A 15,047-nucleotide genomic window follows, 5' to 3' on the forward strand; every position below is an offset into this window, starting at 1 on the left:
GTCTGGCTCGGTCTTTTGGCCGGGCTTTTAATAAACTTTAAGGTAATTGAAAAATGGCTAAAGCAAAATTTGAACGTTTAAAACCGCATGTTAACGTTGGTACTATTGGTCACGTCGATCACGGTAAAACAACTTTAACAGCTGCTATCTCTGCAGTATTAACTAAAGTTCACGGTGGTGAAGTTAAAGATTTCGCACAAATCGATAACGCTCCTGAAGAACGTGAACGTGGTATTACGATTAATACTTCTCACATTGAGTACGATACAGCTGCACGTCACTATGCACACGTAGATTGTCCTGGTCACGCCGATTACATCAAAAACATGATCACCGGTGCTGCACAAATGGATGGCGCTATCTTAGTAGTTGCTGCTACAGATGGTCCTATGCCACAAACACGTGAGCACATCTTGTTATCACGTCAAGTTGGCGTACCTTTCATCATAGTATTCATGAACAAATGTGATGTTGTTGATGATGATGAATTATTAGAATTAGTAGAAATGGAAGTTCGTGAACTTCTTTCTGAATATGACTTCCCAGGTGATGATTTACCGGTAATTCAAGGTTCAGCACTTGGCGCTCTTCAAGGCGACGAGAAATGGGAAGCGAAAGTAATCGAACTTGCTGATGCATTAGATAACTACATTCCAGAGCCAGAGCGTGCAATCGACGGAGCATTCATCATGCCTATCGAAGATGTATTCTCAATCTCAGGTCGTGGTACGGTTGTAACAGGTCGTGTTGAACGCGGTATTGTTAAAATCGGCGACGCAGTTGAAGTTGTTGGTATTCGTGACACACAAACATCTACTTGTACTGGTGTTGAAATGTTCCGTAAGCTTCTTGACGAAGGTCGTGCTGGCGAGAACTGTGGTGTTCTTCTTCGTGGTCTTAAGCGTGAAGACGTTGAACGTGGTCAAGTACTATGTAAGCCTGGTTCAATTTTACCTCATACTAAGTTTGAGTCAGAAGTTTATGTACTAAGCAAAGATGAAGGTGGTCGTCATACGCCATTCTTTAAAGGCTACCGTCCACAGTTTTACTTCCGTACAACGGATATTACTGGTGCAGTAGAGCTTCCTGAAGGTGTTGAAATGGTAATGCCAGGCGACAACTTGAAGTTTGTTGTAGAGCTTATCAACCCAGTTGCGATGGACGAAGGTTTACGCTTCGCTATCCGTGAAGGTGGTCGTACAGTTGGTGCTGGTGTTGTATCTAAAATTATCGCTTAATTTTAGAAGACATTAACACGATAAAAAAGACGCTTAGGCGTCTTTTTTGTTTTCTAGTTGAGCTATAGTGAAGTGGCAATAGGTCAATAGTTGTTGGTCTGGTATCTGCTATTACCTTAACGTATCGTTGCTTGATTGTAGAACACGTTAACACGATAAAAAAAAGACGCTTAGGCGTCTTTTTTGTTTTGTAGCTGAGTATAGTTAAGTGCGAATAGCTCAATAGTGGCTAGTATGGTATCTACAATTGCCTGCACAAATCATAGATAGGTATTGACCTATCAGCGTTACTTTCATCACAAGTCTAAAGCGGTGATGACGATAATGCTGAAGCAAGTAACTGTAGCAGAAAGTTAGCGTCTTAGTAGTGTGTTAACCGCAGCATGAATTCACACCACGGCGGTTTTCTGTCTGTAAGAGGTTTCCGCTTAGGCTAAACGTTAAATTGGTTGACGACTTTTGACAATGAATTAGCTTGATCAGATAAATTGGCCAGACTAGTTTTCATCGTTGTGGAGACATCAACAGTATCGTCAGTTAACACTCTAACGTTCTCAATGTTTTTCGATACTTCTTCGGCGACATTGGCTTGTTGTTCTACTGCATGGGCTACTTCAAACGTTTGGCTTTGAAACTGACCAATAACCTCTGCAATATCAGCTAATACTTGCTGTACTTGCTGTGTTAGCTGGACACTATTTTCTGCCTGCAAGCAACTAGACTCCATCACTCCTACGGCATTTACCGCGGTTGCTTGTAGCTCTTCAATTATGCGTTGGATATTAGCGGTAGATTCTTGGGTACGTGACGCAAGGGTGCGAACCTCGTCAGCAACAACAGCAAAGCCTCGGCCTTGTTCTCCGGCTCTAGCCGCTTCAATGGCTGCGTTTAACGCCAATAAATTTGTTTGTTCTGCGATACTGCGTATTACGGTGACAACATCACCAATGGTTTGCGTGCCTGTTTTTAGCTGATGCACAACCTGTGATGCGTCATCAACATTATTTGAAAGTTGTTGAATGCCAATGGTAGCTTGGTTAACAACATCAGAGCCTAAGGCCACTTTCTCTTCAGCTTTCGTCACCAATTGTTTTGAATAATTTGTGTTGTTAGATATCTCGATGCTGGTTTGAGCTAATTCGGTGGCTGCGGTGGCGACAAGATCTATTTCTCGTTTTTGCGCTTCAACAATATGAACTGTTTTTTTGCCGATTTTCTCTGCGGCACCACTTGAAGCTGACACTTCTCTAGTAATAACGATAGTTTGACTGACCAGTTGTTGAATTGAATCAACAAAGAGATTGAATTCATCAACCAACTTGCCAATTTCATCATTCTTTAACGGCGCTATTCTTTGGGTTAAATCACCATCGCCATCGGCAATGTCTTTCATGGCATTTCTAAGGCTTGTTATGCGCTTAACAAAAGGTAATACGCTTAGCCACACAACAATAGCAATCATAATAATAATCGCGATAACAATAGCCACAGAAGACCTAAAAGCTGCTTCAACCGGCTTTGCTATTAGTTGCTCAGGGACCAGAAAGCCAAGTTTCCAATTCATTAGCGGATAGTCACTTTTGACTTGATTAAAAATGACTTGATAGTCTATGCCACGCAGAGATACCTGGGTAATGCCACTATCGTTCTGAGCAAGAGTCGTTTGCAATTGTGAAAAGCCCGATGTGTTTGAGAATTGGCTATCTACACTGGCCATAGTATCTCCAGGTTTGAAATTATCATCAAAGCCAGGGAAGAAGACTAATTTTCCTGTGTCTGTCATTAAGAAGGCTTCTCCTTCGTTTTTATATTTAATAGGGGCGAGTAAATCATGTCCTATGGTGGTAATTAGAATGTCCATACCACCAATACCTAATAATTGTCCATCGGGTAAATAGTAGGGTGAAGTAATAGTGGCTGAAATTGAACCGTCGTTATTGTCTACTGCGGGTTCAGTGACATACATTGTTGCTGCGCTAAGACTGCTCGACCACCAAGGTCGCTTATTGGTGTAATATTTATCATCGTCATAACGACCATTTAAGTCGAAATATTCATGGGTATTTTCGCTACCAAAAAATACACTTTTTATCGCAGGGTCTTTTTCTGAAAAGAATTTAAAATACCGGGTTACATCTTGGTATTGCTTATTATCACTGATATCGGAAAGTCGTTTATCGTAGTTGTTAAACCAATCAATAACCAAGGGGTTAGCAAATACACTATGATTTATTTGGCCTTTTGCGACAAAAAATTCTTTCACTTTGGTTGATTGCAAAGTAACAATATTCTCTATATCAGAGATAAGTTGCTCTCTGGTATTATCACTCACATTGGATAAAATAAAGAATGAGGTAATGACCAGTAGTATGGCAACTGCGCTTGATATGGTAATCACCAATTTTCGCATTATTGATTGACTAAAAAAAATGAACATACTATTTAATACCTATTTGAGAAATCTTATTATTAAGAGGGTAAATCGTACTAACATCAGTAATAACGTCAGTAATAACAAATGGATGAAACATTCATAAAACATCAGCACTTAAAGAAAATAGTATCACGTGCTTTATCTCATGGCTATATTTTGCGCGCGCTTGCTGAGGATGTTTTAGGTAATAAAAAAGGATGCCGAAGCATCCTTTTATTAAAAGACTAAAGTAAGTGAATTACTTTTTAGCTTTAGCTTTAGCTTCTTTCATTTCTTTTACTTCAGCAATAACGGCTTCTGCCACGTTGCTTGGACATGGAGAGTAGTGAGAGAATTCCATAGAGAATTGACCACGACCTGATGTCATTGTACGTAAAGTTCCGATGTAACCAAACATTTCTGAAAGTGGTACATCAGCTTTAATACGAACACCAGAAACACCAGCATCTTGACCTGCGATCATGCCACGACGACGGTTTAAATCACCAATAACATCACCAACGTGATCATCAGGCGTAAACACATCAACTTTCATGATAGGTTCGATTAACTGGGCACCAGCTTTTGGAATTGATTGACGGAAAGCACCACGAGCAGCGAGTTCAAATGCAACAGCAGATGAATCGACAGCATGGAAGCCACCATCGTATAATTCAATTTCAACGTCAAGTACAGGGAAACCAGCAAGAACACCAGTATCCATCATGCCTTTGAAGCCTTTTTCAATAGCTGGGAAGAATTCTTTTGGTACATTACCACCAACAACTTTTGATGAGAATGTAAAACCAGAATTTGGTTCACCTGGACGGATGATATAATCAATTTTACCAAATTGACCAGAACCACCCGATTGTTTCTTATGCGTATAGCTATCATCAATTTCTTGAGTAATAGTTTCACGGTAAGCAACTTGTGGTTTACCAACAGCTAATTCAACACCGTAAGTACGTTTTAGAATATCTACTTTGATATCTAAGTGAAGTTCACCCATACCAGATAAGATTGTTTCACCTGAATCTATGTCAGTTTCAACTTGGAATGTTGGATCTTCAGCAACCATTTTACCGATAGCAATACCCATTTTTTCCGTTGAACCTTTATCTTTTGGTGTCACAGAAATTGAAATTACAGGCTTAGGGAATACCATAGCTTCTAGGATGATTGGGTGCTTTGGATCACATAATGTGTGACCTGTCTGAACGTTACTTTTCATACCAACAATCGCGATGATATCACCGGCTTGTGCTGAAGTAAGTTCGTTACGGTCATCGGCTTGCATTTCACACATGCGACCAACACGCTCAGTTTTTCCTGTTGCAGCATTAAGAATGCTATCGCCTTTCTTCAACGTACCTGAATAGATACGTACGAAAGTTAATGTACCAAAACGGTCATCAGTGATTTTGAATGCTAACGCTTTGAATGTTTCATCTGCAGAAACGATTGCGTATTTACCATTAGGCTCACCTTCTTCATCAGTAAGTGGTTGTGGATCAACATCCACTGGTGATGGTAAGTAATCAACAACGGCATCAAGAATGTTTTGAACACCTTTGTTTTTAAACGCAGAACCACAGTAAGTAGGGAAGAAGTCCATAGTACGTGTGCCTTTACGGATACAACGTTTGATGTCTTCCATAGATGGCTCTGTGCCTTCTTCTAGATAGGCTTCGAAAAGATCATCATCTTGCTCAAGAGCAGTTTCAAGAAGCATTTCGCGGTATTCTTCTACTTTATCAACCATGTCTGCAGGTACATCAGTGATTTCGAAGTTTTCTGGAAGACCGGTTGCATCCCATATCCATGCTTTGCGGGTAAGTAGGTCAACAACACCAACAAACTCATCTTCTTCACCAATTGGCAACACCATGATAAGTGGGTTAGCACCAAGTACTGTCTCAGTTTGTTTAACAACACGATAAAAATCAGCACCTAAACGGTCTAATTTGTTTACAAAGATAATACGGGCAACTTTTGAGTCATTCGCATAACGCCAGTTAGTTTCTGATTGTGGCTCAACACCACCAGAGCCACAAAATACACCAATACCGCCATCAAGTACTTTAAGTGAACGGTAAACTTCAACGGTGAAATCAACGTGACCAGGAGTATCGATTACGTTAAAACGGTGATCGTCCCAAAAACAGCTTACCGCAGCAGACTGGATGGTAATACCGCGCTCAGCTTCTTGTTCCATGAAGTCAGTCGTAGATTCACCATCATGTACTTCACCTGTTTTATGGATCTGACCGGTAAGTTTAAGGATACGTTCAGTTGTTGTGGTTTTACCAGCATCAACGTGAGCGAAGATACCAATGTTTCTGTATTTAGATAAATCTGCCATTACTTTACTCTATTTAAGTCGCTACTAAAAAAGCGGAATTGTTGAAAATTTGCGCGCGAGTATACCATTACTCAAGACGAATCGACATAAAAAATCATTTAAGTTTGCTAATTTTTGCTCAGCGCAGTTAAAAAGCTCAGTTGTGAAACATATTTGGTGGTATTGAGATAATAAATAAAAAAATAACAAACCAATAGCTCTGCTTATATATGGCTATTAAATATAGCGATTGAAAACTGCAATGAAATTGGAATCAAGGCCATATGGCTTTAAATATTGTTTTGACATTGTGTTGATAGTGTTTTGACATTATCTATACCGCTTGAGTGAATATTTTTAGCCTAGTTTAAACCATCTAATATTAGTCTCTATTGAGCAAACACCATCATAATGTCATAAGACTATACCCGACATACTGCAATATACTATTTTAGCACTAAACTAGGCAATCAGATTAAAGGACAATTCGAAGGTAAGTGCCATTTTCAGTAATTAGGTTCAGTGCTGCTTTAATAGCAACAGTGGCGAGACAGCTTAATTGATGAAGAAATAAATCATCGACGCGAGCAGAAAACCATTCCTCTTGTTTATTAAAGCTATTTATAGAAGGTTTTGCTTGCTGGCCCAAGCTTATTGAGTGTTGTTCAGACTCAACATTTATACACCCTTACAGACTAAATTCACTTGCCTGCAGGGAATATAAGACGCCTGATAGCATTATCTCTATCAGCATTTGATTAAGTATGATGGTAAGAGGCGATTTTGCTAGCGTTAAGATCAACTTCTTACAGACAAGTTATTAAAGGCTCATTTGTTATATTATTGATTGCAAGAAAAGCACAATTATTGCTGATGAGGATAGCCTACTTTACACAGCACTTATCATCGATAGTCTACTCTTCAATCCATATATAGCTAAGCCTTTCTAGACTTGCAAGCCTGTATTTAAAAGCGAAAAGGTTATAGGTGTTAAAGCGGTTAAATAAATAGTTGAAATTATCATCGCTCTCTGTATAATACGCCTCCACGTCGAGCTAGTCTCAACGTGTTTATCAGTTAACGTATTAGTTTAAATTATTAATAGTTAACACACAGCAATTCCGATATGGAGTTGAATGTTATAGCGATACTCCCCCCTTTTATATAAAAAGGTGATGGGCAGTATTTTGTTGTTCTTTAAAATGGGGATTTGTCTTAATGTCAAATCAAAGAATTCGCATTCGTTTGAAAGCGTTCGATCATCGCTTGATTGATCAATCAACAGCTGAAATCGTTGATACTGCTAAACGTACTGGCGCACAGGTTCGTGGTCCAATTCCACTTCCTACACGCAAAGAACGTTTCACTATCTTGACTTCACCACACGTTAACAAAGATGCACGTGATCAGTACGAAATTCGTACTCACAAACGCATGATTGATATCGTAGAACCAACTGAGAAGACTGTAGATGCATTAATGCGTTTAGATCTTGCAGCTGGTGTTGACGTTCAAATCAGCTTGGGTTAATAGGAGTTTTAACATGACTATAGGTCTAGTTGGACGTAAAGTGGGCATGACTCGCATCTTCTCTGAAGATGGCGTATCTACTCCTGTCACCGTCCTAGAAGTTGAAGCGAACCGTGTTGCTCAGGTTAAAACTGTTGACAACGATGGTTATTCGGCGCTTCAAGTTACTACGGGAAGCAAAAAAGCTAACCGTGTTAACAAGCCAACAGCTGGTCATTTTGCGAAAGCTGGTATCGAAGCAGGCCGTGGCCTGTGGGAATTCCGCTTAAATGCAAATGAAGGCGAAGGTCTTGTAGCTGGCAGTGAAATCACTGTTGAGCTATTTAATGACACGAAATTAGTAGATGTTACTGGCACCTCAAAAGGTAAAGGTTTCCAAGGTGGTATTAAGCGTTGGAATTTTTCAATGCAAGATGCAACTCATGGTAACTCACTATCTCACCGTTCAAACGGTTCGATAGGTATGTGTCAAACACCAGGTCGTGTTTTCAAAGGCAAAAAAATGTCTGGTCACATGGGTGCTGCAAAAGTTACAACGCAAAACCTTGAATTGGTTCGTGTTGATGTAGAACGTAACTTGCTCCTTATTAAAGGTGCGGTTCCGGGTGCAATCAACGGTAGCGTAATCATCAAACCAGCTGTTAAAGCCTAGTCCAGGAGATTTGTGATGGAATTAGCATTAAAAGACGCTTCAGGCGCTCTTGAAGTTTCTGAAACAACTTTTGGACTTGAGTTTAATGAAGCTCTTGTACACCAAGTAGTAGTTGCTTATGCAGCTGGTGCTCGTGCAGGTACTCGTGCTCAAAAAACTCGTTCAGAAGTTAGTGGTGGTGGCGCAAAACCATGGCGTCAAAAAGGTACTGGCCGTGCACGTGCTGGTACTAGTCGTGGTCCAATCTGGCGTACAGGTGGCGTAACATTCGCTGCTAAGCCACAGGATCACAGCCAAAAAGTAAACCGTAAAATGTACCGTGGTGCGATTAAAAGCATCCTTTCTGAGCTTGTTCGTCAAGAACGCTTGATCGTGGTAGAAAATTTTACAGTTGAAACACCAAAAACTAAAGAGTTAGTAGCTAAACTAAACGCATTGGAGCTAAAAGACGTATTAATCGTTACTCCAGATGTTGATGAGAACTTGTTCTTATCAGCGCGCAACTTGTATAAAGTTGACGTGCGTGACGTAGACGGTATTGACCCAGTTAGCTTGGTAGGTTTCGAAAAAGTTTTGATGACTGCATCAGCAGTTAAGCAACTTGAGGAGATGTTAGGATGATAAACGAAGAACGTTTACTGAAAGTGCTTTTAGCACCGAACATTTCTGAGAAAAGCACAATGGCTGCTGAAGTTAACAACACAGTTGTTTTCAAAGTTGCCACTACTGCTACTAAAGCTGAAATCAAAGCTGCTGTTGAGAAACTTTTTGAAGTTTCAGTTGATGGTGTTCGTACATTAAATGTCAAAGGTAAAGTGAAACGTACTGGTGCTCGTTTTGGTCGCAGAAGCGATTGGAAAAAAGCATACGTTACACTTGCTGAAGGCAGCGACATCAACTTCGTTGGCGCGGAATCATAGGAGTTTACGAAAATGGCTATAGTTAAATGTAAACCTACTTCTCCGGGTCGTCGCCACGTTGTTAAAGTGGTAAACACGGAGTTGCATAAAGGTAAGCCTTACGCACCATTGTTAGACACTAAGTCTAAATCTGGTGGTCGTAACAATAATGGTCGCATTACTGTTCGTCACATTGGTGGTGGACACAAGCAACATTATCGTATGGTTGACTTTAAACGTAATAAAGATGGTATCCCTGCTAAAGTAGAACGTTTGGAATATGATCCAAACCGTAGTGCAAATATTGCACTAGTACTTTACGCTGATGGTGAACGTCGTTACATCCTAGCCCCTAAAGGCTTAAGCGCTGGAGATTCAATCCAGTCTGGTGTCGATGCTCCTATTAAGCCAGGTAACACTTTACCACTTCGCAACACACCATTAGGTAGTGTTGTTCACGCAATCGAACTTAAACCAGGTAAAGGTGCTCAAATCGCACGTGCTGCTGGTACTTACGCTCAATTAGTTGCGAAAGACGGTGCTTATGTCACTTTACGTCTTCGCTCTGGTGAAATGCGTAAAATAGAGTCAGATTGTCGTGCTACTTTAGGTGAAATCGGCAACGCTGAACACATGCTTCGCTCTTTGGGTAAAGCTGGTGCTTCACGCTGGCGTGGTGTTCGCCCAACTGTTCGTGGTGTTGCCATGAACCCAGTTGATCACCCACACGGTGGTGGTGAAGGTAAAACATCAGGCGGTCGTCACCCGGTATCACCTTGGGGTGTACCAACTAAAGGTTACAAGACTCGTTCTAACAAGCGTACCGATAAATTTATCGTACGTCGTCGTGCTAAATAATAGTACTTTTAATTAAAGAGGAATCACCATGCCACGTTCTCTCAAGAAAGGTCCATTCATAGACCTACACTTGTTGACGAAGGTAGAGACAGCGGTGGAAAGCGGGATTAAAAAGCCAATTAAGACTTGGTCTCGTCGTTCAATGATCATCCCTACGATGATCGGATTGACCATTGCCGTCCATAATGGCCGTCAACACGTACCTGTATTTGTAACTGATGAAATGATCGGTCACAAATTAGGTGAATTTGCACCAACTCGTACTTACCGTGGCCATGTCGCGGATAAGAAAGCGAAGAGATAGGGGAAATTAGATGGAAGCTATTGCTACACATAAATTTGCCCGTGGCTCTGCACAAAAAGCACGCTTAGTTGTGGATCAGATCCGCGGCTTGCACGTTGAAAAAGCACTTGAGATCTTAACATTCAGCAATAAATCTGCTGCTGTTTTGGTTAAAAAAGTACTTGATTCAGCTATTGCTAACGCAGAGCACAACGAAGGTGCAGACATTGACGAGCTTATCGTAAAAACTATTATGGTTGACGATGGTCCAACAATGAAACGTATTAAGCCTCGTGCGAAAGGTCGCGCGGATCGAATCCTTAAGCGTACAAGTCACATTACTGTGATTGTATCTGATAGCTAGGAGATATTAGAATGGGTCAAAAAGTCCATCCAAATGGTATTCGCTTAGGTATCACGAAACCTTTCGCGTCTACTTGGTTTGCAAGTACTAAAGATTTCGCAGCTAATTTACACGGTGACCATTTGGTTCGTGAATATTTAACTGAAAAGCTTAAGCGTGCTTCATTATCAAAAATTGTAATTGAACGTCCAGCTAAATCTATCCGCGTTACAATCCACACGGCTCGTCCGGGTGTTGTAATCGGTAAGAAAGGCGAAGATGTTGAGAAACTACGTTTAGCGGTTTCTAAAATTGCTGGTGTTCCTGCTCAAATCAACATTGCTGAAGTACGTAAACCAGAAATGGATTCGCAGCTTGTTGCTGATAGCATCGCTAGTCAATTAGAACGTCGTGTAATGTTCCGTCGTGCGATGAAACGTGCTGTACAAAATGCTATGCGTTTAGGCGCAAAAGGCATCAAAGTACAAGTAAGTGGTCGTTTAGGCGGTGCAGATATTGCACGTGCTGAATGGTATCGTGAAGGTCGTGTTCCATTACACACTTTACGTGCTGACATTGATTACTCAATTGCGCGTGCTGATACCACTTACGGTGTTATCGGTATCAAAGTATGGATCTTTAAAGGCGAAGTAATTGGCAACATGCCATTACAAGTAGAGCAACCAGCTGCTAAGCCTAAAAGAAAACCTAACCGCAAGACCAGTAAGTAGGGGAATAAGTAATGTTACAACCAAAACGTACTAAGTTCCGCAAGCAATTTAAAATGCGTAACCGCGGTCTTGCACATGTAGGTAGTTCAGTAAGCTTCGGTACTTTCGGGTTAAAATCAATGGAACGTGGTCGTATGACTGCGCGTCAAATTGAAGCGGCTCGTCGAGCAATGACTCGTCACGTGAAGCGTCAAGGTAAAATCTGGATCCGTGTATTCCCTGATAAGCCAATTACTAAAAAACCTCTTGAAGTTCGTATGGGTAAAGGTAAAGGTTCAGTGGAATATTGGGTATGCCAAATTCTACCTGGTCGTGTTCTTTATGAAATGGAAGGTGTTTCGGAAGAGATTGCTCGTGAAGCATTTGCTTTAGCAGCAGCTAAACTTCCGTTCAAAACAACTTTCGTAACTAGAACGGTGATGTAATGAAAGCTAGTGAATTGAAAGAAAAAAGCATTGAAGAGCTAAACGCTGAATTGCTTGAGTTGTTACGCGAACAGTTTAACTATCGCATGCAAGCAAGCACAGGTCAGTTAACGCAAACTCATTTGCAAAGAAATGTACGCCGTAACATCGCGCGTGTTAAGACTATCATAACTGAGAAGGCAGGTAAGTAATGAGCGAAGCAAAAATTCGTACACTACAAGGTCGTGTCGTCAGTGACAAAATGGATAAGTCTATCACTGTCCTGATCGAACGACGTGTTAAGCACCCTATGTACGGTAAGTACATGACGCGTTCAACTAAGTTGAAAGCGCATGATGAAACTAACCAATGTGCAGCTGGTGATTTAGTATCTATTCGTGAATGTGCACCAATTTCTAAGACTAAGTCTTGGACTTTGGTAGCCGTATTAGAGAAAGCTTAATCGCCTGATCTAATTCACAATAAGAACTTTGAAAAGGCTCTGCTTCGGCAGGGCCTTTTTTTTCAACAAAAAATTATAGATAGATTTTAAACGTCATTTTTTAAATGTGATATTAATACGGGATAATTAAGTGAATTATACCCTTGGTATAGTGCATTTTTCGGAGACTGTGGCAGCAATCCTCCTACAGACCCCTCCTAGCATAGTGGTTACTTTTTAGCTAAATAAAGTATCACTTTTAAATCACCGGTGTTATAATCTCGCGCCCGCTCGTTGTGAGTGGGATTTAGAAGGCAGTGACGGGTCAAATTTCTGGCCTTGAATTTAATCTTTTATAAAGATAATTTAGCGGAGACATATTAAATGATCCAAATGCAATCACAACTGAACGTAGCTGATAACAGCGGCGCTCGACGTGTACAATGTATAAAGGTTCTTGGTGGTTCGCACCGTCGCTACGCACGCATTGGTGACATCATTAAAATTGCAGTGAAGGAATCAACTCCTCGCGGCAAAGTTAAAAAAGGTGATGTCCTAACTGCAGTAGTGGTGCGCACTAAGAAAGGTGTTCGTCGTTCAGATGGTTCTACCATCCGTTTTGATGAAAATGCGGCTGTAATGTTAAATGCTAACTTACAACCAATTGGTACTCGTATTTTCGGTCCTGTGACTCGTGAACTTCGTAATGAAAAATTCATGAAAATTGTTTCACTTGCACCAGAAGTACTATAAGGAGTCACGATAATGGCATCTAAGATTCGTCGTGATGATGAAGTAATCGTACTTGCAGGTAAAGACAAGGGCAAAACTGGTAAAGTGACCAAAGTTCTTGTTGAAGACGGCAAAGTATTTGTTGAAGGTATTAACTTAATCAAGAAGCACACTAAGCCTGTACCTCAGTTACAGCAGCCTGGTGGGATTGTTGAAAAAGAAGCACCTTTAAATGTATCCAACGTTGCGATTGTTAACCCAGCTACTGGCAAAGCAGATCGTGTTGGTTTTAGAGATGAAGACGGCAAAAAAGCCCGTTTTTTCAAATCTAATAACGAATTAATTTAATTGGAGTAAACGATGGCGAAACTGCATGATTTATATAAAGATACAGTTGTAGCTGAATTGCAAAAGCAATTTGGTTATAAAAGTGTCATGCAAGTCCCTCGGATTGAAAAGATCACCCTTAACATGGGCGTTGGCGAAGCTATTTCTGATAAAAAAGTTTTAGAACACGCCACAAATGATCTTACTGCAATCTCAGGTCAAAAGCCGGTCACGACAGTAGCACGCAAATCAGTTGCGGGCTTCAAAATTCGTGAAGGCTATCCTATAGGCACAAAAGTAACTCTACGTGGCGAACGTATGTGGGAATTTTTAGAGCGTTTAATCTCTATTTCTATTCCTCGTATCCGCGATTTCCGTGGCTTAAATCCTAAGTCATTCGATGGTCGTGGTAACTACAGCATGGGCGTACGTGAGCAAATCATTTTCCCTGAAATCGAGTACGATAGAATCGATAAAATTCGCGGAATGGATATCACTATCACTACAAGTGCGAAGAACAATGAAGAAGGTCATGCATTATTGACTGCCTTCAACTTCCCATTTAAGAAGAAGGTGTAGAGTTATGGCAAAAACGTCAATGAAAGCTCGTGAAGCTAAAAGAACCAAGTTAGTTGCACAATATGCTGAAAAGCGTAGTGCACTAAAAGCTATCATCTCTGGTGCTGATTCTTCTGAAGAAGATCGCTGGGATGCTGTATTGAAACTTCAAAGTTTACCTCGTGATTCGAGTAGTAGTCGTCAACGTAACCGTTGTAATATTACTGGCCGTCCACATGGTTTCTTACGTAAATTTGGTTTAAGCCGTATTAAATTACGCGAAACTATGATGCGCGGTGAAGTTCCAGGTCTTAAGAAAGCTAGTTGGTAATTCACGGGAGTAAATGGTTATGATGACTGATCCTATCGCGGACATGTTTACACGCATCCGCAACGGTCAATCTGCAGCAAAAACTGCAGTAAAAATGCCATCTTCTAAGGTAAAAGTTGCACTTGCCAACTTGCTTAAAGAAGAAGGTTACATTTCAGAGTTTACAGTTTCAAGCGATGCAAAGCCTGAATTAACTGTTGAATTGAAATATTTTGAAGGTAAAGAAGTAATTGAAGTGATCAAACGTGTTTCACGTCCAGGTCTTCGCGTATACAAAGGTGCTCAAGAGCTTCCTAAAGTATTAGCGGGCATGGGTATCGCAATTATTTCTACTTCTAAAGGTCTAATGACTGATCGCGCCGCTCGCAATGCGGGTCTTGGCGGTGAAGTTCTTGGTTTCGTAGAGTAAAGGAGCAGAATTATGTCTCGTGTTGCAAAAGCACATGTCGCAATCCCTGCTGGCGTTACTATTACGTTATCAGGTCAAGACATCAAAGTTAAAGGTCCAATTGGCGAATTATCGCATACGATCCATAGCGCTGTTGTTGTTTCTCAAGAAGAGAGCAAGATCATCACTAATATCGTCGCTGATACTAAAGGCGCCTGGGCTCAAGCCGGAACTGTACGCTCTTTAATCAATAATATGGTTGAAGGTGTTAGTAAAGGTTTTGAAAGGAAATTATTGTTAAACGGTGTTGGTTACCGTGCTAAAGCTGCAGGTAAGGTTTTAAACTTATCTTTAGGTTTTTCGCATCCGGTTGAGCACGCAATCCCTGAAGGGATTACCGTTGAAACTCCTACCCAAACTGAAATCATACTGAAAGGTGCTGATAAACAGTTGGTCGGTCAAACTGCAGCGAACATTCGCGCATACCGTAAACCTGAGCCTTATAAAGGTAAAGGGATTCGTTATAGCGATGAGAATGTCCGTCGTAAAGAAGCTAAGAAGAAGTAGGGTAATA

At 40.8% G+C, this 15,047-nt stretch carries 20 protein-coding genes; 18 read left to right on the plus strand and 2 right to left on the minus strand.

Annotated features, from left to right (window positions below):
• Positions 1-53: 53 nt before the first annotated feature.
• Complete coding sequence (gene tuf, locus H4J65_RS03695) at positions 54-1,238, plus strand: elongation factor Tu (RefSeq protein WP_182137223.1); 1,185 nt, start codon at positions 54-56, stop codon at positions 1,236-1,238.
• 433 nt (positions 1,239-1,671) lie between these two features.
• Here the strand turns inward: tuf and H4J65_RS03700 are convergent, their stop codons facing one another.
• Complete coding sequence (locus tag H4J65_RS03700; RefSeq protein ID WP_182195651.1) at positions 1,672-3,675, minus strand: methyl-accepting chemotaxis protein; 2,004 nt, start codon at positions 3,673-3,675, stop codon at positions 1,672-1,674.
• Between the two features lie 235 nt (positions 3,676-3,910).
• Positions 3,911-6,016 (minus strand): elongation factor G, encoded by a 2,106-nt coding sequence (fusA, locus tag H4J65_RS03710; protein ID WP_182137233.1) that lies wholly within the window; start codon positions 6,014-6,016, stop codon positions 3,911-3,913.
• Positions 6,017-7,213: 1,197 nt separating this feature from the next.
• Between fusA and rpsJ the strand changes: the two genes are divergently transcribed.
• From rpsJ to rplF, 17 genes are all read left to right on the plus strand, one after another.
• On the plus strand, positions 7,214-7,525 hold the full coding sequence (gene rpsJ, locus H4J65_RS03715; RefSeq protein WP_070375080.1) for a 30S ribosomal protein S10: 312 nt from the start codon (positions 7,214-7,216) through the stop codon (positions 7,523-7,525).
• Positions 7,526-7,538: 13 nt separating this feature from the next.
• Positions 7,539-8,177 (plus strand): 50S ribosomal protein L3, encoded by a 639-nt coding sequence (gene rplC / locus H4J65_RS03720; protein WP_182137234.1) that lies wholly within the window; start codon positions 7,539-7,541, stop codon positions 8,175-8,177.
• 15 nt (positions 8,178-8,192) lie between these two features.
• Entirely contained in the window at positions 8,193-8,798 is a 606-nt protein-coding gene (rplD, locus tag H4J65_RS03725) for a 50S ribosomal protein L4 (RefSeq protein WP_146877787.1), read from the plus strand.
• Positions 8,795-9,097 carry a 50S ribosomal protein L23 gene (gene rplW / locus H4J65_RS03730; RefSeq protein ID WP_182131657.1) on the plus strand — a complete coding sequence of 101 codons (303 nt, stop codon included), beginning with the start codon at positions 8,795-8,797 and terminating at the stop codon, positions 9,095-9,097. Before rplD ends, rplW begins: the two co-directional genes overlap by 4 nt.
• 12 nt (positions 9,098-9,109) lie before the next feature.
• Entirely contained in the window at positions 9,110-9,934 is an 825-nt protein-coding gene (rplB, locus tag H4J65_RS03735) for a 50S ribosomal protein L2 (RefSeq protein WP_182137235.1), read from the plus strand.
• 28 nt (positions 9,935-9,962) lie between these two features.
• A complete protein-coding gene (gene rpsS, locus H4J65_RS03740) occupies positions 9,963-10,238 on the plus strand; it encodes a 30S ribosomal protein S19 (RefSeq protein ID WP_146877784.1) in 276 nt (91 codons plus the stop codon).
• 10 nt (positions 10,239-10,248) lie between these two features.
• A complete protein-coding gene (gene rplV / locus H4J65_RS03745; protein ID WP_126667308.1) occupies positions 10,249-10,581 on the plus strand; it encodes a 50S ribosomal protein L22 in 333 nt (110 codons plus the stop codon).
• 11 nt (positions 10,582-10,592) lie between these two features.
• Entirely contained in the window at positions 10,593-11,291 is a 699-nt protein-coding gene (gene rpsC, locus H4J65_RS03750; protein ID WP_146877782.1) for a 30S ribosomal protein S3, read from the plus strand.
• Between the two features lie 11 nt (positions 11,292-11,302).
• Entirely contained in the window at positions 11,303-11,716 is a 414-nt protein-coding gene (gene rplP / locus H4J65_RS03755) for a 50S ribosomal protein L16 (RefSeq protein ID WP_146877781.1), read from the plus strand.
• Entirely contained in the window at positions 11,716-11,907 is a 192-nt protein-coding gene (gene rpmC, locus H4J65_RS03760; RefSeq protein WP_182131655.1) for a 50S ribosomal protein L29, read from the plus strand. The genes rplP and rpmC overlap by 1 nt, the downstream gene beginning before the upstream one ends.
• Positions 11,907-12,158 (plus strand): 30S ribosomal protein S17, encoded by a 252-nt coding sequence (gene rpsQ / locus H4J65_RS03765; RefSeq protein ID WP_182137236.1) that lies wholly within the window; start codon positions 11,907-11,909, stop codon positions 12,156-12,158. The genes rpmC and rpsQ overlap by 1 nt, the downstream gene beginning before the upstream one ends.
• Positions 12,159-12,521: 363 nt before the next feature.
• Positions 12,522-12,890 carry a 50S ribosomal protein L14 gene (rplN, locus tag H4J65_RS03770; protein ID WP_182137237.1) on the plus strand — a complete coding sequence of 123 codons (369 nt, stop codon included), beginning with the start codon at positions 12,522-12,524 and terminating at the stop codon, positions 12,888-12,890.
• A gap of 12 nt (positions 12,891-12,902) precedes the next feature.
• A complete protein-coding gene (rplX, locus tag H4J65_RS03775; RefSeq protein WP_182137238.1) occupies positions 12,903-13,217 on the plus strand; it encodes a 50S ribosomal protein L24 in 315 nt (104 codons plus the stop codon).
• A 12-nt stretch (positions 13,218-13,229) separates the two neighbouring features.
• Positions 13,230-13,775, plus strand: a complete 546-nt coding sequence (rplE, locus tag H4J65_RS03780; RefSeq protein ID WP_182137239.1) for a 50S ribosomal protein L5 — start codon at positions 13,230-13,232, stop codon at positions 13,773-13,775.
• Positions 13,776-13,779: 4 nt separating this feature from the next.
• The gene (gene rpsN, locus H4J65_RS03785; protein WP_146877776.1) at positions 13,780-14,085 is read left to right on the plus strand and encodes a 30S ribosomal protein S14; all 306 of its coding nucleotides are present in this window, start codon (positions 13,780-13,782) and stop codon (positions 14,083-14,085) included.
• 19 nt (positions 14,086-14,104) lie between these two features.
• Positions 14,105-14,494 (plus strand): 30S ribosomal protein S8, encoded by a 390-nt coding sequence (rpsH, locus tag H4J65_RS03790; protein WP_404842454.1) that lies wholly within the window; start codon positions 14,105-14,107, stop codon positions 14,492-14,494.
• A gap of 12 nt (positions 14,495-14,506) precedes the next feature.
• Complete coding sequence (gene rplF / locus H4J65_RS03795; RefSeq protein ID WP_182137240.1) at positions 14,507-15,040, plus strand: 50S ribosomal protein L6; 534 nt, start codon at positions 14,507-14,509, stop codon at positions 15,038-15,040.
• Positions 15,041-15,047: the final 7 nt, after the last annotated feature.

It is taken from the genome of Colwellia sp. MB02u-9 (assembly GCF_014077085.1).
Lineage (GTDB): Bacteria > Pseudomonadota > Gammaproteobacteria > Enterobacterales > Alteromonadaceae > Cognaticolwellia.

Bases quoted from the DNA above. Each gene is read 5' to 3' on its own strand.
- tuf (WP_182137223.1), top strand. From the start codon at position 54: ATGGCTAAAGCAAAATTTGAACGTTTAAAACCGCATGTTAACGTTGGT.
- H4J65_RS03700 (WP_182195651.1), bottom strand. From the start codon at position 3,675: ATGTTCATTTTTTTTAGTCAATCAATAATGCGAAAATTGGTGATTACC.
- fusA (WP_182137233.1), bottom strand. From the start codon at position 6,016: ATGGCAGATTTATCTAAATACAGAAACATTGGTATCTTCGCTCACGTT.
- rpsJ (WP_070375080.1), top strand. From the start codon at position 7,214: ATGTCAAATCAAAGAATTCGCATTCGTTTGAAAGCGTTCGATCATCGC.
- rplC (WP_182137234.1), top strand. From the start codon at position 7,539: ATGACTATAGGTCTAGTTGGACGTAAAGTGGGCATGACTCGCATCTTC.
- rplD (WP_146877787.1), top strand. From the start codon at position 8,193: ATGGAATTAGCATTAAAAGACGCTTCAGGCGCTCTTGAAGTTTCTGAA.
- rplW (WP_182131657.1), top strand. From the start codon at position 8,795: ATGATAAACGAAGAACGTTTACTGAAAGTGCTTTTAGCACCGAACATT.
- rplB (WP_182137235.1), top strand. From the start codon at position 9,110: ATGGCTATAGTTAAATGTAAACCTACTTCTCCGGGTCGTCGCCACGTT.
- rpsS (WP_146877784.1), top strand. From the start codon at position 9,963: ATGCCACGTTCTCTCAAGAAAGGTCCATTCATAGACCTACACTTGTTG.
- rplV (WP_126667308.1), top strand. From the start codon at position 10,249: ATGGAAGCTATTGCTACACATAAATTTGCCCGTGGCTCTGCACAAAAA.
- rpsC (WP_146877782.1), top strand. From the start codon at position 10,593: ATGGGTCAAAAAGTCCATCCAAATGGTATTCGCTTAGGTATCACGAAA.
- rplP (WP_146877781.1), top strand. From the start codon at position 11,303: ATGTTACAACCAAAACGTACTAAGTTCCGCAAGCAATTTAAAATGCGT.
- rpmC (WP_182131655.1), top strand. From the start codon at position 11,716: ATGAAAGCTAGTGAATTGAAAGAAAAAAGCATTGAAGAGCTAAACGCT.
- rpsQ (WP_182137236.1), top strand. From the start codon at position 11,907: ATGAGCGAAGCAAAAATTCGTACACTACAAGGTCGTGTCGTCAGTGAC.
- rplN (WP_182137237.1), top strand. From the start codon at position 12,522: ATGATCCAAATGCAATCACAACTGAACGTAGCTGATAACAGCGGCGCT.
- rplX (WP_182137238.1), top strand. From the start codon at position 12,903: ATGGCATCTAAGATTCGTCGTGATGATGAAGTAATCGTACTTGCAGGT.
- rplE (WP_182137239.1), top strand. From the start codon at position 13,230: ATGGCGAAACTGCATGATTTATATAAAGATACAGTTGTAGCTGAATTG.
- rpsN (WP_146877776.1), top strand. From the start codon at position 13,780: ATGGCAAAAACGTCAATGAAAGCTCGTGAAGCTAAAAGAACCAAGTTA.
- rpsH (WP_404842454.1), top strand. From the start codon at position 14,105: ATGATGACTGATCCTATCGCGGACATGTTTACACGCATCCGCAACGGT.
- rplF (WP_182137240.1), top strand. From the start codon at position 14,507: ATGTCTCGTGTTGCAAAAGCACATGTCGCAATCCCTGCTGGCGTTACT.